The following is an 18,953-nucleotide window of genomic DNA, read 5'->3' on the forward strand; positions in this document are numbered from 1 at the left end:
AAAAGCCAAAACTATTGAAAGTATCTAACCTTCTGTGTTCCCATATAACCTAGTAAAACTTCATAAAGATTAGATTTGATGAGAATTGTTGGGCTAGCAATAGGTATTATTTGCGTTTTGTTGCTAAATGGCTGCGCAAGCAAGCGCATTCAAAACCAGAGTGTTGATAGTGTGGCCCATCAGCAAGCCCTCAGTGAGTTCAATCATTGGAAGATCAAGGGCCGTATGGCGTTTAAAAGCGCAGATGAAAAATTCAGTGCCTATGTTAGATGGGAGCAGCTAGATCAGCAGTATGATCTGCAGCTAAATACCTTTATTGGCACCACCTTGATGTCAATGGAAGGCTATCCAGGTTATGCTAAACTTGAAGCCGATGATAAAACCTATACCGATGTGAATGCCTCTGATCTTATCCAGCGTATTACCGGATGGAATATTCCAGTCGCAAAACTATCTATGTGGGTAAAGGGTCAACATAGCGACCAAGAATCAATAATCTATGACGATTTAGGTTTGGTGAATCAATTAGTGTCGAAGTGTAAAAGGTGCTCACCTTGGATATTGACCTATTCAAAATATAAATTAGTCGATGAACTACTGCTCCCCCACCAAATAGAATTAGTTAATCGTAAAGACAAGCAAAATCAAATCAAAATAAAAATCACTTCATGGCAGAAATTATAACGATGTCAAATGAAACCCAGTTGGAATGGTGGCCAAGCCCAGCCAAACTCAATCTTTTTCTACATATCACTGGCCGAAACCCGCAGGGTTACCACCTATTGCAGAGTCTCTTCCAAATGGTTGATGTGGGCGATAGGCTAGCGTTTAAAGTCAACCAAAGCGGCATTATTAACCTGCAAACCGTATTACAAGATGTTCCTGCCGAGCAAAACCTGATTGTTAAAGCGGCTAAATTGCTCCAGCACTACACTAAGACCTCGGCTGGCTGTGATATTTGGCTGGATAAAGTATTGCCGATGGGCGGCGGCATTGGCGGCGGCTCATCTAATGCCGCAACCACGCTAGTGGCGTTGAATTATTTATGGAATACTAACTTACCTTCACATGTGTTGTCTGAGCTTGGTCTCCAATTAGGTGCGGATGTACCTATTTTTATTCAGGGTAAAACGGCCTTTGCCGAAGGCGTAGGCGAAATTATTTCACCGGTAGAGCTCAAAACCCAATACTATTTAATCGTATTCCCTAATTGCCACGTGTCTACCGCTGAGGTTTTTGCTGCTGCAGATTTACCCAGAAATACCCCCAAAATAGCCTGGTCCGATTATTCTTTTGAGCAAACTCATAATGATTGCCAGAAATTAGTCAGTCAACGCTATCCTAAAGTTGCAAATTTATTAGCGCACTTGTTAGAATACGCGCCGTCGAGAATGACCGGAACAGGCGCCTGCTTATTCGCCATTTTTGACACTAACAACCAAGCACAACAGGTTAAAGATACTTTGCCGGAAGATTGTCAGGCTTTTATAGCCAAAGGAGTGAATAATTCTCCTTTATGTGATCATTTAGCAAAAAAATCCGGCTGAATTTATTACTTTAGTTTATGCTGATGTAATGATGTTAAGACAGCCGACCAATTGACAACTGTTGCTAAGGTTTAGCATTTAAGCGCATTTGTTGCCCCCTAACTATTCGCACTGAGGAATTTTCTTGTGCCGGACATGAAGCTTTTCGCTGGTAATGCAGTACCAGAACTCGCCCAAAAAGTCGCAGACCGACTCTACACCAAACTTGGCCATGCTAGCGTTGGCCGCTTCAGTGACGGAGAAATAAGTGTCGAGATTCATGAAAATGTCCGCGGCTCGGACGTTTTTATTATTCAGTCTACTTGCGCGCCTACTAATGACAACTTGATGGAATTGATCGTGATGATTGATGCCCTCAGACGTGCATCAGCTGGCCGTATCACCGCGGTAATTCCTTACTTCGGCTATGCTCGACAAGATAGACGAGTACGTTCAGCTCGTGTGCCTATTACCGCTAAAGTGGTAGCCGATTTCTTATCAAACGTTGGTGTAGATAGAGTATTAACTATCGATTTACACGCAGAGCAAATTCAAGGTTTCTTCGATGTGCCAGTAGATAACGCTTTTGGTACGCCCATTTTGTTAGATGATATGCGCAGACGTGATTTTGATAATCCGGTTGTGGTATCACCAGACATTGGCGGTGTTGTTCGTGCCCGAGCAATGGCAAAACTGTTAAACGACACTGACTTAGCCATCATTGATAAACGTCGTCCTAAAGCCAATGTTGCACAAGTAATGCATATTATTGGTGATGTAAAAGGCCGCGACTGTATTATCGTTGACGATATGATTGATACTGGTGGAACCTTAGGTAAAGCCGCCGAGGCGTTAAAAGCACATGGCGCTAAAAATGTTTATGCCTATGCAACTCATGCGATATTCTCAGGTGATGCAGTTAAGAACATTACCGAATCAGTCATTGATGAAATTATCGTCACTGACAGTATTCCACTGCGACCTGAAATCAAAGCATTGAGCAAGGTGAAGCAACTTACCTTGTCAAACATGCTAGCTGAGGCCATCCGCCGCGTCAGCAACGAAGAATCTATTTCGGCAATGTTCGAATACTAAGCCAAGCAGAACCAAATCTTCACCAACAGCCGGACTAGTATCCGGCTTTTTATTGTCTTATAGACTGCGTGTGCCCCATGCAAGGGAGGAATGAACTAAGATTACATCCCTTTTCCATCGATACTTGTCCCAAGATCAATCTGCCATAGGGAAATTAGAAGCTTGAAATCCTAAAGTCGTCCGCAGAGCATGGCCATGTTGGTTCTTGACCACTTACTGACATTTGTCAGTTATTATTTACGCAGCTAAATGTCGAAATTTGCCGCCGTCCGTGCTTGAATGGCGTATGCTAGTATCAAATACAAAGGAGTCTGTTATGAAAGTGTTAGTAAATGTCGCCTTGCTGTTGGCAATCGGTGGATGTGCCGGCGAAGCAATTGATAATGAATCGGCCAAACAGGCTGACGTTTCTTTATCTCAGGCGAATAAGGATGAATCCAAACAGGAGCCAGCAAAAATGCTGACTATTAAAGGCACAATCGTTTATAAATCGTTAGAAGGCGGGTTTTTCGCCTTAGATGCCCAAGATGGCAAAAAATATATGCCTCGCGGGATGGACAAATCACTGCTTAAAAACGGCATGGTGGTTGAAGTACAAGGCGTTGTGTTAACAGACGTGATGACCTTTCAACAATATGGTGAAGTGTTAAAAGTGGTTCAAGCAAAAATGATAGATGACAGTCAGGTCACTGAGCCCAACTCCTACTGAAGATGTCACTAGAGTAATTTACACCACACGGCGCTTATACATCGTGCAGTGTGGTTTTACCTCAGCCTTTGCGGGCTAAACTCATATTATAAATTGGCTTCAACAGGTAGCCCGTCCTGTTTATAGATCACACCATTTTTCATGACTAAATTCACATTTTGCAGCAAATTAATGTAGCGCAGTACATCCCCTTTCACCGCTATAATATCGGCTGCTTTACCTTCTGAAACTGTACCAGTAGTTTTATTTACGCCCATCATTACTGCCGGCCAGTAGGTTGCGGCCCGAATCGCATCCATAGAGCTGATTTGCATCTGCTCGACCCAAATGGCCATTTCATTCCACGTACTTTGGCAATGAAATTTAGTTGGAATCCCACTATCGGTTCCTACTAAGAACACTACGCCGGTTTCCTTTAACTGCGCGATTTTACGTTTCAGTGTAGGCTTGCGCAACGGCGTTAACTGCATATAGTCCAATTGACCGACATTTTTTAATGAGGACTCGATATCAGCGATGGTGTCGTCTTTAAGGCCACGATGCCAGCAGGTATTATCTAATCGTTCGGGATTGGCTACGGTAAGTTGATAATTCCACAAGCCTTCCACTGTGGGTGTCCAAAATAGCGGCCCGCCGGCAACTCGACCTGTTGCGGTGCGTTCTTTGAGTGCTTGAATAATATCAGCTGGATATTCTGGCGAGGTGGTTAAGCCGGTGTGTTCAAAATTATCTACGCCTATTTCTAACCCTCGACGTATTTCATCAGGACGATGTGAATGGGCAACTACTTTTAGCCCCCGTTCGTGGGCTTGATCCACAATTGCTTGAGCCTCTTCAAGGGTCATTTTGTCTTGATCAATTAACTTGATGATATCCATACCCGCGTCGGCTAATTGATTCACTTTGCGCTTTGCATCAGCCACGCCATCTATGCCCCAGCGAAATTTTTCGGTCCCTGGGTAAGCTTCGTGTTGTAAAAATGGGCCAGAAACATATAAATTTGGGCCAGGTATCTCGCCTCTCTCAATCCGTGATTTGACACTTATGGTATCTTTTAGCGGTGCACCTAAATCTCGTGCACTGGTTATACCGGCCAACAATAATTGGGCGGCACTTGCTGGCATTATTTCATCCGACAACCTGTCAATATAAGCAACATCCCAATGCACGTAGTCAGCATGCCCATTTAACATCAAGTGCGCGTGATTTTCCCAAAGCCCTGGCAACACATCCATGCCTTCAGTCGACACTTGAGTGTAACCTTCTGGTATCGCTAGCGTATCGATAGTACCGACTTTTTCGATGATGCCATCTTTTATTAAGATCACACTGTTGGCGATGGGTTGATGCCCAAAACCATCAATCAATCGGCCGCCGACTAAGGCTTGGTTTTGAGCAAAGGCATTTAGATGTAAGGCACTCAAGAATAAAAATGTAACTTTAATTTTTAATGACATAGCGCAACCCCATGTTATTTTTATGATTTGTTATTTGTACTACTGTAATGCAAATATTGTTAAAAACACAATGGTGAAATTAAACCAGCCTAGTACGTGCTATATGCTTGTTTAAGAGTCAGTCAAATGGTAGACTTCGCCGCCCTTTTTAATAGGGGTTCAAGCAAGACGCTTGTTATATCGTAAATTCTGGTCGCAAGAATTTACAACACTATTTATTTTTTGGAGTAAAAAAATGTCTGATGCAATTTTTAATTTGGATGCAGAAGTCCGCACAGATCTAGGGAAAGGTGCGAGCCGCCGCCTACGTCGTGAAGACAAAGTACCTGCGATCCTTTACGGAGCTGACAAAGAGCCAGTTTCTTTAACCCTAGCCCACAACAAAGTTCTTCAAGCTCAAGAGTTTGAAGCGTTTTACAGCCATGTTTTAGTACTTGATATCGCTGGCGAGAAAGTTGAAGCTGTAGTTAAAGACATGCAACGTCACCCGTTCAAACCAAAAGTTACGCACATAGATTTCTTGCGCGTTGATAAGAACAAAGAGCTAACCACTAGTGTTCCTCTTCACTTTATCAACGAAGAAAGTGCAGATTCTATCAAGGTTCATGGCGGTCACGCAGAACACCACATGAATGACGTAGAAGTCACTTGTCTACCTAAAAATCTTCCAGAGTTTATCGAAGTAGATTTAACTGATGTTGAACTTGGCCAAACTTTGCATTTATCTGATTTGACGCTTCCTAAAGGTGTTACTTCAGTAGAATTGGCTAAAGGCGAAGATCATGACTTAGCAGTTGTTACTGTTAAGACAGCTAAAGGTCCAAGTGTTGCCGAAGAAGAAGTAGAAAGCTCTGAAGAAGACGCAGCTAAGGAATAAGTTGCTTGTCTGATATTCAGCTTATTGTGGGCCTGGGAAATCCAGGCCCCGAATATCACAACACTCGCCACAATGCAGGTGCTTGGTTCGTTGAAGCCCTAGCAAAGTTACACAATTGCACGCTAAAGCTAGAAAATAAATTTTATGGCTACACTGGCCGCATAACCATAGACAGCCAAGACATTCGTTTGCTGATCCCCACCACTTATATGAACAATAGCGGTCAGGCCGTATCAGCCTATGCTGGATTCTACCGCATCGCCACTAATAATATGCTAGTCGCATTCGACGAACTAGATTTGCCCCCTGGTGTGGCAAAATTTAAAATCGGTGGTAGTTCAAGTCAAAATGGGGTGCGCGATATTGTCTCTAAAATGGGTAATGACAAAGATTTTTTACGATTAAGAATTGGCATCGGCCACCCTGGTGACAAGTCCAGAGTGACCGGACATGTATTGGGAAAACCATCAGCGACAGAACTGCTGCAGATGGATGCGGCAATCGATGAAGCAATGCGCTGTACCGATATCTTAATTAAACACGATTTAAAGAAAGCGATGAATCGCCTGCACGGCTTCAAAGCAGAATAAACTTTTAACAGCCAGCACTAGGCTGACTATCTTGAGGAACAACAAATGGGCTTTAAATGTGGGATTGTAGGTTTACCAAACGTCGGTAAATCGACCCTTTTCAATGCACTGACCAAAGCTGGAATCGAAGCGGCTAACTTTCCCTTTTGTACCATTGAACCAAATACCGGTGTCGTCCCTGTTCCTGATGAACGACTAGATCAGTTGGCCGCTATAGTGAATCCCCAACGTACGATTCCCACTACTATGGAATTTGTTGATATCGCTGGATTGGTAGCCGGGGCTTCAAAAGGTGAAGGACTTGGCAATAAATTTTTAGCCAACATTCGCGAGACAGATGCAATTGGACACGTAGTGCGTTGTTTTGACAATGAAAACATTGTGCATGTTGCTGGTCGTGTGAGTCCAAGAGATGATATTGATGTGATCAATACTGAATTGGCCTTATCGGATCTCGAAACCTTAGAAAAAGCCCTTTTACGGGTGGGTAAGAAGGCTAAGGGCGGTGATTCCGATGCAAAGTTTGAACTTAAAGTACTAGAGAAAATCAAACCGGCACTAGATGAAGGCATACTCCTTCGCGCAGTTCCTCTTGAAAAAGAAGAACTTGCGGCTATTAGCTACATGAATATGTTAACCCTAAAACCTACCATGTATGTGGCTAACGTCAACGATGATGGATTCGAAAATAATCCTTATCTTGATGAAGTTCGTGCTATTGCAGAACAAGAAAACGCAATAGTAGTGGCGGTTTGTGCCGAAATTGAATCTGAAATTGCCGAGCTTGAAGAAGACGAAAAAACCGAGTTTATGGACGAAATGGGTCTTACTGAACCAGGTCTTAATCGTGTAATTCGTGCTGGGTACAGTCTACTTACTTTACAGACATACTTCACTGCGGGTGTGAAAGAAGTCCGCGCTTGGACGTTTCCTGAAGGCTCAACGGCGCCCCAAGCTGCAGGTAAAATCCACACTGATTTTGAAAAAGGCTTTATTCGTGCTGAAATTATTGGCTTTGACAACTTTGTTGAATTCAAAGGTGAACAGGGTGCCAAAGATGCCGGTAAATGGCGTCTAGAAGGCAAAGATTATATTGTAAAAGACGGTGATGTAATTCACTTCCGTTTTAACGTTTAATTCTGCATCAAACATTTCGGACTAGGTCAATTATTTTGATGACTTAGTCCGATGTTGCCAATTCAATTGCATATCCCGATGGTCAATCCCCCCATCATCGTAAACCTCGCCAAAAGCTTCAAATCCTAAGCTTTGATAAAACGAAATCACATCTACTTGAGCGGATAACTGTATCTGTTTGACCTGAGGTATTTTATCAATTTGTTCAAAAGCAAATTGCATTAGCCCAAGGCCGAGCCCCTTCCCCCTCTGAGATTTAGCCACAACGACTCGCTCCAGTTTGACCGTCGTACCATCTGCTAGCAGTCTAAAACGCATGTAAGCTGTCAGGGTTCGGGTGTTTTCATCTAAAAAAGTGAGATGTCGAGCTTGCTGGTCAAGATTATCAATGTCATCGTAGATACTTTGCTGCTCCAACATAAAGACTTGCTGACGCAGTCGCAGTATCGCGTACAATAAAGTGGTCGAAAGAGTATCAAAACTGTGCATTTGGCGCTTCATTTGGGTCTCAACTGGTAAGCTGTGGCTAGGATTGTTAGCATAGATCATTCAATTCCTTTCTCAAACGCCTGTTTGTGATTAAGGGTCGATTTAAAAGAACCAAAGGATTATTAATGGAATTAGGTACATTAATCTCACTCACATTATATTTTGCTGTGATGCTTGGGATAGGGCTATACGCTTTCAAAAAATCCACCTCCGATATGCAAGAATATATGTTAGGAGGAAGAACCCTCAGCCCCAAGGTCACGGCTTTATCGGCCGGAGCTTCAGACATGAGTGGGTGGATGCTAATGGGTGTGCCCGGTGCGATGTATGTGTCTGGTTTATCCAGTATTTGGATTGCTGTGGGACTTACCGTAGGTGCTTACCTAAACTACATTTTTGTCGCACCACGGCTGAGGGTTTATACCGAAGTCGCCAAAAACGCCATCACCCTTCCCGATTTCTTCGAGAACCGTTTTGAAGATAATACCCGACTCCTACGCTTGATTTCTTCTATGGTGATCATCGTATTTTTTACCCTTTACACTTCCAGCGGCATAGTTGCCGGGGGCAAGTTGTTTGAATCATCTTTTGGTTTAACCTACGAGATGGGTCTGTATGTTACCGCCGGCGTGGTAGTGGCTTACACTCTGTTTGGTGGCTTCTTAGCCGTTAGCCTGACCGACTTTGTACAAGGCTGCATTATGTTTGTCTCTTTGGTGTTAGTGCCTATAGTGGTACTGTGGGATATCGGCGGATTGCATGAAGCCACCGTACAAATCAATTCAGTTAGCCAGAATATGACCAACCTGTGGGTGGATGCCAAAACAGGCGAAGCATTAAGCTTGTTGGCCATTATTTCGCTTATGGCTTGGGGTGTGGGCTATTTTGGCCAACCACATATAATCGTGCGTTTCATGGCGATACGCCATGTAAGAGATATGAAGACCGCGAGACGAATCGGCATGAGCTGGATGATAGTATCACTTGCCGGAGCAGTGGCGACAGGTTTGCTTGGTCTTGCCTATATCACCAAGAACCCAGCCACATTAGATGACCCTGAAACCATCTTTATTTATCTGTCTCAGGTCCTGTTCAACCCGCTAGTTGGAGGATTTTTACTAGCAGCCATATTAGCTGCCATCATGAGTACTATATCCTCACAACTACTGGTCACTTCAAGCTCACTAACCGGTGATTTTTATCAGGCCTTTGTGCGCCGTGACGCCAGCCAAAAAGAATTGGTGTTGGTGGGTAGGATCTCAGTGGCACTAGTTGCGATTGTCGCTATTTACCTCGCCTATGACAGAGATAGCAGCGTACTTAGCTTAGTCAGTAATGCCTGGGCTGGATTTGGTGCGGCATTTGGGCCCTTGGTATTGTTTAGCCTCTATTGGAAACGCATGACGTTTGCAGGTGCTCTAGCGGGGATGATCACCGGTGCAGTCACTGTGTTGATCTGGATTTTTGCTGGTCTTTCAATCGACGGGCAGCCTTTAAGTAATATTGTCTATGAAATTGTGCCAGGCTTTATCGCCAGTTCTTGTGCCATAGTGATTGCCAGCCTAGCTTCTCCTGCCCCTCAGCAGTCTGTTTTGAATACCTTTGCAGAAGCTGAAAAAGGGCTAGAAGAAGCCTAAAAATTGGGAAAAGAGTCAATTAGTGAACAAGGTGTTAACATCTTGTTCACTAATGCTTTTGTTAAACCTTTTTGCTCCTAAGTATAGAAAATTAGCATACTTAAAGCTTTCACAGTTGTGTTAAAGTTCTAAGCATATAATTCTTTAGTCTAAAGTCTGAAATACTGGAACTTACACATGACAACAAACATTCCTTCTGTAACGCACCTTAAGCAACTAGAAGCAGAGAGTATTCACATCTTCAGAGAAGTGGCCGCCGAGTTTGACAATCCGGTCATGTTGTATTCTGTCGGGAAAGATTCCTCGGTATTATTACACTTAGCCAGAAAAGCTTTTGCTCCAGGAAAAATCCCCTTTCCTCTTTTGCATGTTGACACCACTTGGAAATTTCACGAAATGATTGAGTTTCGTGACAAAATGGCGGCCAAACATGAATTGGATCTATTGGTTCACATTAATCCTGAAGGCCTAGAAATGGGAGTTGGACCATTCACCCATGGTAGCGCCAAGCATACCGACATCATGAAAACTGCGAGTTTGAAGCAAGCGTTAAACAAGTATAAGTTTGACGCCGCCTTTGGTGGTGCGCGCCGTGATGAAGAGAAATCCAGAGCCAAAGAACGGGTCTATTCATTCAGAGATGAAAATCACCGCTGGGATCCTAAAAATCAGCGGCCTGAATTGTGGAATATTTACAATTCACAAATTAATAAAGGCGAAAGTATTCGCGTCTTTCCAATGTCAAACTGGACCGAACTGGATATTTGGCAATATATTTATCTAGAGAACATCGAGATTCCTTCGCTGTATATGGCTAAACCACGCCCTGTGGTAGAACGGGATGGTGTACTCATTATGGTAGATGACGAGCGTATGCCAATGAAAGAAGGTGAGACACCAGAGATGCGTTCAGTACGTTTTCGTACCTTGGGCTGTTATCCATTAACAGGTGCAGTTGAATCGACTGCCAGCACACTACCTGATGTAATCCAAGAGATGTTGCTTACCAAAACATCAGAGCGCCAAGGCCGAGTGATTGACCATGATTCATCTGGTTCGATGGAGAAAAAGAAAATGGAGGGTTATTTCTAATGGCAAATAATATCGTTTGGCATCAGCATGATGTCGACAAGTCCCGCAGAGCAAGCGCTAAAAATCAGCAACCCGCGGTTATTTGGCTGACAGGCTTAAGCGGCTCGGGTAAATCTACCATTGCGAATCTATTAGAAAAGAAGCTAACTGAAGCAGGCAAACATACCTACTTGCTCGATGGTGACAATGTTCGCCATGGCTTGTGCGGCGATCTTGGCTTTAGCGATTCAGACCGAGTTGAAAATATTCGTCGTATTAGCGAAGTAGCAAAATTATTTGTCGATGCAGGCCTTATCGTATTGACCGCTTTTATCTCGCCCTTCAAAGCCGATAGAGGTTTTTGTCGCGGTTTGTTAAAAGAAGGTGAATTCGTAGAAGTGTTTGTTGATACGCCTATTGAAGAATGTGAAAAACGCGATCCTAAAGGCCTGTATCAAAAAGCTCGCCAAGGAGATATCAAAGACTTCACCGGCATAGGCTCTGCTTATGAAGTACCAGAAAACCCTGAAATACACCTTAACTTCTCTGGCCAAAGTCCAGAAGAGTCGGCAGAACTGCTATTTACTATGCTGTCACAGAAAGGGTTTTTAGACTGATGTTTGAACATCCTCTTGCCGCCCAAATAACTGCGCTGGCCCACAAAGCCGGTGATGCCATCATGCAGATTTATCAGAAAGATTTTAGCATCTATGAAAAAGCCGATGAAAGCCCGCTAACTGAAGCCGACCTTGCCGCTCACCACATCATAGTGGATGGCTTAAAAACGCTTTCTGAATTACCTATTTTGTCTGAAGAATCCGCCAACATTGATTGGCACACTCGCCAGTCTTGGCAAGACTACTGGTTAGTCGATCCATTAGATGGCACTAAAGAATTTATTAAAAAGAACGGTGAGTTTACCGTCAATATTGCTCTCATCAGTCAAGGTGTACCGACATTAGGCGTAGTATATGCTCCTGTGTTGGATAAAACCTATGTAGGCGTGGCTGGTATAGGCGCCTATAAGATAGAAAAGGGCCAATCAAGTATGATTAGTCCCTTACCTCATCAAGCCGGTGACACTTGGAAAGTGGTTGGAAGTCGCTCCCATCAGAGCCCTGCCATCCAAGCATTACTGGACAGCCTTGACGGTGAATCTGAATTGGTTGCCATGGGCAGCTCGTTGAAGCTATGCCTTGTCGCCGAAGGGGCGGCGCATTTGTACCCTAGACTCGGGCCCACGTCCGAATGGGACACAGGTGCGGCCCAAGCTGTGGTTGAAGCCGCAGGAGGAAAAGTTACCGTAGTTGACGAATCTGATCCTCTAGCAAGCGATGCCCTACCCCTGCGTTACAACCAAAAAGACTCTGTATTAAATCCTTACTTCCTAGTGAGCTGCTAACATGAATAGCGAAAACGAATTACTCCAAAAAGACATTTTGTCTTACCTAGAACAACATGAGAAAAAAGACCTGCTACGTTTCTTGACCTGCGGCAGCGTAGATGACGGCAAGAGCACCTTGATCGGCCGATTATTACACGACTCAAAAATGATCTATGAAGATCAGTTAGCCGCCATTACCAAAGACAGTAAAAAAATGGGTACCACTGGTGAAAAAGTGGATTTGGCCCTACTCGTCGATGGTCTCCAATCTGAACGAGAACAAGGGATCACTATAGACGTGGCATATCGCTACTTCTCTACCGATAAACGTAAATTTATTATTGCTGATACCCCAGGGCATGAACAATATACCCGCAACATGGTTACCGGTGCTTCCACTTGTCAATTGGCGATTATCCTGGTTGATGCTAGAGGCGGTGTGAAAACTCAGACTCGTCGTCACTCATTCTTAGTCTCCCTTTTAGGCATAAAACACGTTGTGGTGGCCATCAATAAAATGGATTTAAAGGAATACAGTCAAGAGGTCTATGAGCAAATTAAGCAGGATTATCTTGAATTTTCTAAACAGCTCGATATTCCTGATATTCGCTTCATTCCGATGTCTGCACTAGATGGCGACAATGTGGTAAATAAGAGTGAGAATATGCCGTGGTACACGGGCGATACCCTTATGACCACGTTGGAGAATATTGAGATAGGCAAGGATCTCAATCTGGAAGATTTCAGATTCCCTGTGCAATATGTGAATCGACCTAATTTAAACTTCCGTGGTTTTGCTGGCACGGTTGTCTCTGGGCAAATTAGTAAAGGTGACAAAGTTACCGCCCTGCCCTCAGGCAAAGAGTCGAGGGTGCGTGCTATCGTTAATTTCGAAGGCGAGCTGGAATCGACCCATGCCCCACTGACTACCACGCTTACATTGGAAGATGAAATTGATATCTCCCGTGGTGACATGATTGTTAAATCTGACAATCTCCCATTACAGGGCAATAATTTCAAAACCCACTTAGTCTGGATGTCAGAAGAGGCCATGATCCCGAATAAACAATATGGCTTTAAATTTGCGACCAAATTTGTGCCCGGCTCAATTTCATCGGTGGATCATTTAATTGACGTCAACACCCTACAAAAAACCGAATCAGTACATTTGAAACTGAATGAAATTGCGGTGGGTAATATTAAATTGACTCAGACAGTGGCCTGCGACCCTTACGCTAAAAATCGAACTACCGGTGCCTTTATTATTATCGATCGCGTCAGCAATGGTACTGTCGGCGCAGGGATGATCATCGAGCAGAACAAAGAAGCAAACAGCTCTCACCAATTCTCAGAATTTGAGTTGGAGTTTAATAGTTTGGTCAGAAAGCATTTCCCACATTGGAACGCCACTGATATTACAAAACTCTAAAATAAACACTGAGAAACTGTGGACATCAATCAGCTAATTGTAATTGGTATATTTACCATGACAATTTTGGCGCTTGTCGTAACCGATAAGCGCCCATCCAGTATTTTTGCTGGCACTATTTTAGGCTTAGTTGTTACCACGCAAATAGGACTGGAAGATGTCGCCCACAATCTAACCAATCAGGGTTTATTAACCCTGATTTTATTGTTGCTAGTCAGCAGCGCCGTAGATAAGACCTCACTGATAAAGCGATTAGGACGAAAGCTAATTTCACCTAATTTCAATGTGAGCTTTTGGCGTTTGTTTGGTCTCACTTTTACCTCTTCAGCATTGCTTAACAATACCGCTGTTGTGGCCAGTTTAATTGGGCCGGTGAGTCAAAATCAGCATCACCCGGCCTCAAAGCTACTCATACCCCTCTCCTACTCAGCGATATTGGGCGGAACTGTTACTTTAATAGGCACGTCAACCAATCTGATTGTTGACAGTTTTCTAATTGAACTGGGTCACCCGGGTTTTAATTTTTGGGATTTTACCCTGTACGGCTTAGTGGCGGGTTTAAGTTGTGGGTTGTTGATGTTTTTGTTGATCCCAATACTACCGACCATAGAGAATCGTAAAGGCCGTTTTCAAGAATATTTTATTGAGGCCAAGGTGATTGAAAACTCTGAGCTGATTGGCCATTCAGTGGAAGATAATCATTTACGTAATTTACCTGAATTATTTTTAGTCGAAATAGTCAGAGACGGTAAGCTCATTACGCCGGTAACCCCCGATATCGTTATTCAACAAAACGATAAATTAATTTTCTCCGGCAATATCAAAAAGGTAGACAACCTTAGTCATATTAAGGGCTTGAAATTATTTGCCGAAACCAATGGTTTACTGCGCGATAACCTGACGGAAGTGATTATCTCTAACCGTGCCCAAATCATCGGCCAAACTATTAAAGCTTTAGGCTTTAGGGCTTTGTTTGACGCAGCAGTGGTTGCCATCCGACGGGATGGTGAGCAGCTTTCAGGAAAGTTGGGAGACATAAAACTGCAAGCAGGTGATTTTTTGCTGCTAGCCACTGGCCAGGACTTTGTGAAACGCCACAATTTGTCGAAAAACTTCTTCGTTATTTCTGAGCAAAAAATAGCGACCAAGTTAACCAAACCACAAGAATGGATAACCGTGGGCGGGTTTCTACTGACAATTGTTTTGGCCGCAGCATCTATAGTTAATCTTGCCACCGGCTTGATGTTTTTTATGGCCCTGTTGGTGATTAGTGGTGTTACCAACAATGCCGAAGTAAAACGCAACATTCCACTTAACCTAGTGATAGTCATTGTCGGCGCGCTAAGCTTAGCCACCGCTTTGCAAACCTCTGGTGTAATAGCATTGCTGACTGACAGTTTGCGCCCTTACTTATTAGGTACCAGTCCGTTTATGGCCCTGGTGGTTATTTACCTAGTAACTCTGGTGTTAACTGAGCTTGTCACCAATAACGCAGCAGCAGCCCTTATGTTTCCATTCGCCTATGGTGTCGCGAGTATGCTAGGTCTACCTATAATGCCTTTCGCTTTAGCCGTTGCCTTTGCTGCTAGTGCCAGTTTCCTATCACCCTATGGCTATCAAACCAACCTGCTGGCATTTAACGCAGCAAACTACAAGTTTAAACACTTCATCCAATTTGGACTGGCGATTTCAATCACCTATTCGTCTATTGTACTGCTGCTATTAAAGTTTAGTTACGGTTTATAAGCACCAACAACTAGAGAGTGATTAATTGCTATTAACGCTATATGGCGAGGTACAGGAAGATCATGCGACAGGACTGCCGCATGACTGATAAGTTGCTTATCTAAATAATACTTTTTCTTTATTAAACCAATGCACACAAAAACCAATCAAGGCCAAGGCGATTACGGCTGTGGAGCCGAAAATGGCAAACAACTGGAAATAATCCATAGTACCTTTGATCAGCTCTTTAATGGCTAAGGCTACATTAGTTAGCGGCACCCAAGCCCAGCCGCCCTTGAGTTCAACCCCAGGTAGCAAGGAAAATATAATGGGCACAAATAACATTAAGGTCAAAGACCCCATGTAGCTTTGGGCTTCTTTGAAACTTTTAGCGTAAATAGACAGTGCTAATAAAATTGAGGCAAAAATTGCGACCACAGGCACCAACATTAAAAACATCAGCACAAAGTCTATCGCCCCAATAGAAGACATGAATTTCACCACGACTTCCACTGCCATACCCTGACTTAGTATTAAGCCCCATATGGCCATACTGGAGATGGTCACCAACGCTGAAGTCAACCCTGCAAGGGCAATAGTGAAGAACTTACCCAAGACTATCTTATAACGTTCAATCGGTGATATTAGCAAGGTTTCCAAGGTACCCCGCTCTTTTTCACCGGCACCTAAATCCGCAGCTGGAAACATAGCTCCTTGCAAGCACAGAATAAAAATAAAGTACGGGATCAAGCCACCTAACCGCTCACCTAAACTCTCTCGCTCATCAGCAGTGCTGACTTTTTCCAGCACTATAGGCTCAAGTAGCGCCAGTTGTTGTTGCGGGTTTAAATCCTGTTGTGAGAAGGCCAGCTTTTGCTGAACATCTGCCTGTTGCTTGACTATTTCATCGACTCGGGCGAATACTTTATTTAAGCCTGTATCATTAAAAAACAACTTTATTCGGTTTTGTCCGGATTGCAGTATATCGTTTGAATAGCCCTGTGCGATTTCGATCACGAAATCAACCTTGTCTTGTTCAATCAAACTGGCGTAATCAGACTCAAGCTCAATATCAACCAGATTAAACATGGCGGTATTACTCAGTTTATCAGTAATTTCCGGAGCGTATTGAGCACCGACAATCGCATAATTCAACACTTTAGATTCGGCGTCTTCTACCGCTTGCTTACTGAAATACAGTACACCACTTATGATTGCCGGAAACACTAATATAGGCAACGCGATCATAAAGAAGAGGGTTTTGCGGTCGCGCACCAACTCTTTTAATTCTTTTAAAAATACTAACCACATATTCATAGCTCCTTGTTGATGGTGGCTAAAAACGCTTGATGCAAATTATCACCGCCTGCCATTTGCTTAAAACTTTGCAGACTACCTTCAAACTTGCCCACTCCTTGGTCGATAACCACCACTTTGTCACACAGCTCTTCTACTTCATCTAGATGGTGAGTGGAAAAAATTACCGGAATATTGTCATTTTTAAGGCTACGAATAAAATCCATTACCGTTTGTGTCGCCATAATATCTAGCCCTGTGGTGGGCTCATCTAAAATAACCACTTCTGGACTGTGCACTACCGCTCTGGCAATGGCAGCCTTTTGTTTCATACCCGTTGAATAATTTTCGCAGCGCCGGTCTAGGAAAGAATCCATGTCCAGCATGGCGGAAAGCTCACCGATCCTAACCTTAATATCCCCTTTACTCATGCCATTGAGTTGACCAAAATACTCAATATTTTCACGCCCGCTTAGGCGCCCATACAAGCCTGTAGAGCCAGACAAAAAACCAATTTTTTGTCTGGCTACTATAGGCTTTTTAAGTACGTCAATGTTATTGATAAAGACACTACCACCGTCTGGTTGTAAAGCAGTAGATAGCATTCTTAAGGTGGTGGTTTTACCTGCACCATTTGGCCCTAGCAGTCCTAGCACTTGACCTTTTTCAACCGAAAATGACACGTCTTTGACTGAGTGAAAAAAGCGCCCTATAAGCCTAGGATCTTTGCGCTCCTGCTCGCTAAGTTTCTTTGGATTTTCAACTTCAAATTTCTTCGATAATTGCTTTATTTCAATCATTCCATTTTCCCAATTACGACCTTGTTATTTTAGTTAGTGTATAACGTGCTGGATTTATTACATATATCTGGAAATCATTTTCTAAATAATAGGATCCCTTGTTACACTGCATATTATCTTACAATAATCCATACCAGTTTTAACCAGTTAAAAGGACCTAATCTGCCGATGAACACTATTACCAATCCATTCCAAGCATGTTTGCAGGTATTTATCAAACCACGGGAGGTTTTTACCACCCTCAATCACAAACATAATTGGTCATGGATCCCTTTCATTTTAGTTATGTTGGCAGCTGTTTTGCCCATGTATAGCTATCTTAATTTTGTTGATTTTGCTTGGTATAAACACGCTGTTATCGAGCTTACGGCAGGCGATTTGAGTCCTGCCGAGCAAGACAGTATGAAAGCAATGATGGGATCACAAGCGAGTTATACCACAGGTTATATTATCGGTATGTCGCTGGGTGTGATAGCTGCAATGGCTGTATTTGCTGGCTATTTGCATTTAGTCACCCGCTCTGATGAACAAAATCTGAATGGTTTTACCGATTGGTACGGATTTACCTGGTGGGTATCGCTGCCAACTGTAATTAGCTGCTTGTTGGCATTGTTGATGTTGGCGCTGAGCTCAACCAACCAGATCCACCTGATCCAACTTGATATAGTCTCACTTAGCTATTGGCTGGGTTTAGATATGTCGTCCACGTGGATTGCTGTCACCGACCTTATTCGTCTCGACACCTTGTTCAGCATATATTTGACGGCGGTGGGGATAAGCCGCTGGACGCAATTTTCTAATCGGCGTGTTTACCTGCTTGCGTTGCTACCTTACACGGTCATTTTGAGCATCGCACTCTTAGTTACGCTAGTCTAATTGCACTTAGGGCGGAAATAATCAGTATTGCGGTAAAACTCAGGGTGTTGATTGTCATCCCACCAATCAGGCACCCCTAAGAGCGGCAGTGGCCGTAATGATTTTGCCTGTGAAAAGGGTTGCTCTGCTTGCAATTGAGCGGCTAATTTTGTGTCTAACAATGACACTTGCTGGCCGTACTCTAGCTTGAAAAACTCCGCTGTAACCTCTACCGCCAACCACTTTCCGGTCAGACCAATAAAGGGCTTCAACATCATCTCTAAGTTAGCGTGTCCAAATATAAAGGCTTTAATCTGCTTGCCCCAGGATGGCCGATGTTGCACAAACGCCTGTTGCCAATGATGCTCGGCAAGCAAGCCACTTATTTGCTTATCTACAACCGCTAGTACGACCCCACACTCATCAAAATGGGTTATGCGGTTGCGCCGCGCTGTTCTGGGCGTTAAACCATATTGCTCAATATCTTGCATATGCCATTGGTTTAATAATTTTTTAGTTTTTGGATACTGCAGCCATATCAGGCCGTTAAACAAGTCATGCCAGCTATCTGGACGAGTCGGAATAATACTTTGTTGATTGATAATTTGTTCATAGTAACTAAGGTTGTCCGCTAGTTCTGATTGGCACACAAACTCATGAGTAATCCCCTGCAGTTTAGCTGCCCACTTATTTAGGCTAGATGCATGGAGTAAATTGGCCTGATGAGTTAAGCCAAACAATTCATTGAGGGGTTCAAACGGCTGGGCCTTAATGCGCTTTAACGGGATCAAAGGATTTTTTACTGGCAAATTATCTGAATTAGATTTCATTCGACTCTAGTGATTACTGATTGGATTTTCTATACTGGGGACAAAT

Annotated in this window: 19 protein-coding genes; 14 read left to right on the top strand and 5 right to left on the bottom strand. The window is 43.4% G+C overall.

Going from position 1 to position 18,953, the window contains the following annotated elements; genetic code table 11:
- Positions 1–78 precede the first annotated feature (78 nt).
- The 4 genes from lolB to QR722_RS13000 all read left to right on the top strand — a co-directional run bounded on the left by lolB (position 79) and on the right by QR722_RS13000 (position 3,330).
- Positions 79–684: a lipoprotein insertase outer membrane protein LolB gene (gene lolB, locus QR722_RS12985; RefSeq protein WP_286287674.1), complete on the top strand. Its 606-nt coding sequence runs from the start codon at positions 79–81 to the stop codon at positions 682–684.
- 2 nt (positions 685–686) lie between these two features.
- Positions 687–1,547, top strand: a complete 861-nt coding sequence (gene ispE / locus QR722_RS12990; RefSeq protein ID WP_286283297.1) for a 4-(cytidine 5'-diphospho)-2-C-methyl-D-erythritol kinase — start codon at positions 687–689, stop codon at positions 1,545–1,547.
- A 126-nt stretch (positions 1,548–1,673) separates the two neighbouring features.
- Entirely contained in the window at positions 1,674–2,621 is a 948-nt protein-coding gene (locus QR722_RS12995; protein WP_286283298.1) for a ribose-phosphate pyrophosphokinase, read from the top strand.
- Between the two features lie 316 nt (positions 2,622–2,937).
- Complete coding sequence (locus tag QR722_RS13000) at positions 2,938–3,330, top strand: hypothetical protein (protein WP_286283300.1); 393 nt, start codon at positions 2,938–2,940, stop codon at positions 3,328–3,330.
- A gap of 86 nt (positions 3,331–3,416) precedes the next feature.
- Here the strand turns inward: QR722_RS13000 and QR722_RS13005 are convergent, their stop codons facing one another.
- Complete coding sequence (locus QR722_RS13005; protein ID WP_286283301.1) at positions 3,417–4,787, bottom strand: amidohydrolase family protein; 1,371 nt, start codon at positions 4,785–4,787, stop codon at positions 3,417–3,419.
- Between the two features lie 235 nt (positions 4,788–5,022).
- Here QR722_RS13005 and QR722_RS13010 point away from each other — a divergent pair, with 235 nt between their 5' ends.
- Genes QR722_RS13010 through ychF form a run of 3 tightly spaced genes read left to right on the top strand, consistent with a single transcriptional unit; the run spans position 5,023 to position 7,391 of the window.
- Complete coding sequence (locus QR722_RS13010) at positions 5,023–5,664, top strand: 50S ribosomal protein L25/general stress protein Ctc (protein ID WP_286283302.1); 642 nt, start codon at positions 5,023–5,025, stop codon at positions 5,662–5,664.
- A 5-nt stretch (positions 5,665–5,669) separates the two neighbouring features.
- A complete protein-coding gene (pth, locus tag QR722_RS13015) occupies positions 5,670–6,254 on the top strand; it encodes an aminoacyl-tRNA hydrolase (RefSeq protein WP_286283303.1) in 585 nt (194 codons plus the stop codon).
- Between the two features lie 45 nt (positions 6,255–6,299).
- The gene (gene ychF / locus QR722_RS13020; protein ID WP_286283304.1) at positions 6,300–7,391 is read left to right on the top strand and encodes a redox-regulated ATPase YchF; all 1,092 of its coding nucleotides are present in this window, start codon (positions 6,300–6,302) and stop codon (positions 7,389–7,391) included.
- Between the two features lie 30 nt (positions 7,392–7,421).
- Here ychF and QR722_RS13025 read toward each other — a convergent pair whose 3' ends face one another.
- A complete protein-coding gene (locus QR722_RS13025; protein WP_286283305.1) occupies positions 7,422–7,940 on the bottom strand; it encodes a GNAT family N-acetyltransferase in 519 nt (172 codons plus the stop codon).
- A 65-nt stretch (positions 7,941–8,005) separates the two neighbouring features.
- Here QR722_RS13025 and putP point away from each other — a divergent pair, with 65 nt between their 5' ends.
- The 6 genes from putP (at position 8,006) to QR722_RS13055 (ending at position 15,147) form a co-directional block, all read left to right on the top strand.
- Positions 8,006–9,517: a sodium/proline symporter PutP gene (gene putP / locus QR722_RS13030; RefSeq protein WP_286283306.1), complete on the top strand. Its 1,512-nt coding sequence runs from the start codon at positions 8,006–8,008 to the stop codon at positions 9,515–9,517.
- A gap of 177 nt (positions 9,518–9,694) precedes the next feature.
- Positions 9,695–10,609, top strand: coding sequence for a sulfate adenylyltransferase subunit CysD (gene cysD / locus QR722_RS13035; protein ID WP_286283307.1), 915 nt, complete (start codon positions 9,695–9,697; stop codon positions 10,607–10,609).
- Positions 10,609–11,205 (top strand): adenylyl-sulfate kinase, encoded by a 597-nt coding sequence (cysC, locus tag QR722_RS13040; RefSeq protein ID WP_286283308.1) that lies wholly within the window; start codon positions 10,609–10,611, stop codon positions 11,203–11,205. Before cysD ends, cysC begins: the two co-directional genes overlap by 1 nt.
- A complete protein-coding gene (cysQ, locus tag QR722_RS13045) occupies positions 11,205–11,990 on the top strand; it encodes a 3'(2'),5'-bisphosphate nucleotidase CysQ (protein WP_286283309.1) in 786 nt (261 codons plus the stop codon). The genes cysC and cysQ overlap by 1 nt, the downstream gene beginning before the upstream one ends.
- Position 11,991: 1 nt before the next feature.
- Positions 11,992–13,401, top strand: coding sequence for a sulfate adenylyltransferase subunit CysN (gene cysN, locus QR722_RS13050; protein WP_286283310.1), 1,410 nt, complete (start codon positions 11,992–11,994; stop codon positions 13,399–13,401).
- 18 nt (positions 13,402–13,419) lie between these two features.
- Positions 13,420–15,147, top strand: a complete 1,728-nt coding sequence (locus QR722_RS13055) for an SLC13 family permease (RefSeq protein WP_286283311.1) — start codon at positions 13,420–13,422, stop codon at positions 15,145–15,147.
- A gap of 96 nt (positions 15,148–15,243) precedes the next feature.
- Here the strand turns inward: QR722_RS13055 and QR722_RS13060 are convergent, their stop codons facing one another.
- Together QR722_RS13060 and QR722_RS13065 are read right to left on the bottom strand one after the other, a co-directional pair.
- On the bottom strand, positions 15,244–16,437 hold the full coding sequence (locus QR722_RS13060; RefSeq protein WP_286283312.1) for an ABC transporter permease: 1,194 nt from the start codon (positions 16,435–16,437) through the stop codon (positions 15,244–15,246).
- Between the two features lie 2 nt (positions 16,438–16,439).
- Entirely contained in the window at positions 16,440–17,222 is a 783-nt protein-coding gene (locus QR722_RS13065; RefSeq protein ID WP_286283313.1) for an ABC transporter ATP-binding protein, read from the bottom strand.
- 168 nt (positions 17,223–17,390) lie between these two features.
- Between QR722_RS13065 and QR722_RS13070 the strand changes: the two genes are divergently transcribed.
- Complete coding sequence (locus QR722_RS13070) at positions 17,391–18,098, top strand: YIP1 family protein (RefSeq protein ID WP_286283314.1); 708 nt, start codon at positions 17,391–17,393, stop codon at positions 18,096–18,098.
- Here QR722_RS13070 and QR722_RS13075 read toward each other — a convergent pair.
- Complete coding sequence (locus QR722_RS13075; RefSeq protein WP_286283315.1) at positions 18,095–18,907, bottom strand: DUF3025 domain-containing protein; 813 nt, start codon at positions 18,905–18,907, stop codon at positions 18,095–18,097. The genes QR722_RS13070 and QR722_RS13075 overlap by 4 nt on opposite strands.
- Between the last annotated feature and the right edge of the window lie 46 nt (positions 18,908–18,953).

The sequence above is a fragment of the Aliiglaciecola sp. LCG003 genome (genome assembly GCF_030316135.1).
Classification (GTDB): domain Bacteria; phylum Pseudomonadota; class Gammaproteobacteria; order Enterobacterales; family Alteromonadaceae; genus Aliiglaciecola.

What these genes read in the sequence shown, in the direction of transcription:
- lolB (WP_286287674.1), top strand. Translation starts at nt 79, where the DNA reads ATGAGAATTGTTGGGCTAGCAATAGGTATTATTTGCGTTTTGTTGCTA.
- ispE (WP_286283297.1), top strand. Translation starts at nt 687, where the DNA reads ATGTCAAATGAAACCCAGTTGGAATGGTGGCCAAGCCCAGCCAAACTC.
- QR722_RS13000 (WP_286283300.1), top strand. Translation starts at nt 2,938, where the DNA reads ATGAAAGTGTTAGTAAATGTCGCCTTGCTGTTGGCAATCGGTGGATGT.
- QR722_RS13005 (WP_286283301.1), bottom strand. Translation starts at nt 4,787, where the DNA reads ATGTCATTAAAAATTAAAGTTACATTTTTATTCTTGAGTGCCTTACAT.
- QR722_RS13010 (WP_286283302.1), top strand. Translation starts at nt 5,023, where the DNA reads ATGTCTGATGCAATTTTTAATTTGGATGCAGAAGTCCGCACAGATCTA.
- ychF (WP_286283304.1), top strand. Translation starts at nt 6,300, where the DNA reads ATGGGCTTTAAATGTGGGATTGTAGGTTTACCAAACGTCGGTAAATCG.
- QR722_RS13025 (WP_286283305.1), bottom strand. Translation starts at nt 7,940, where the DNA reads ATGATCTATGCTAACAATCCTAGCCACAGCTTACCAGTTGAGACCCAA.
- putP (WP_286283306.1), top strand. Translation starts at nt 8,006, where the DNA reads ATGGAATTAGGTACATTAATCTCACTCACATTATATTTTGCTGTGATG.
- cysD (WP_286283307.1), top strand. Translation starts at nt 9,695, where the DNA reads ATGACAACAAACATTCCTTCTGTAACGCACCTTAAGCAACTAGAAGCA.
- cysC (WP_286283308.1), top strand. Translation starts at nt 10,609, where the DNA reads ATGGCAAATAATATCGTTTGGCATCAGCATGATGTCGACAAGTCCCGC.
- cysQ (WP_286283309.1), top strand. Translation starts at nt 11,205, where the DNA reads ATGTTTGAACATCCTCTTGCCGCCCAAATAACTGCGCTGGCCCACAAA.
- cysN (WP_286283310.1), top strand. Translation starts at nt 11,992, where the DNA reads ATGAATAGCGAAAACGAATTACTCCAAAAAGACATTTTGTCTTACCTA.
- QR722_RS13060 (WP_286283312.1), bottom strand. Translation starts at nt 16,437, where the DNA reads ATGTGGTTAGTATTTTTAAAAGAATTAAAAGAGTTGGTGCGCGACCGC.
- QR722_RS13065 (WP_286283313.1), bottom strand. Translation starts at nt 17,222, where the DNA reads ATGATTGAAATAAAGCAATTATCGAAGAAATTTGAAGTTGAAAATCCA.
- QR722_RS13070 (WP_286283314.1), top strand. Translation starts at nt 17,391, where the DNA reads ATGAACACTATTACCAATCCATTCCAAGCATGTTTGCAGGTATTTATC.
- QR722_RS13075 (WP_286283315.1), bottom strand. Translation starts at nt 18,907, where the DNA reads ATGAAATCTAATTCAGATAATTTGCCAGTAAAAAATCCTTTGATCCCG.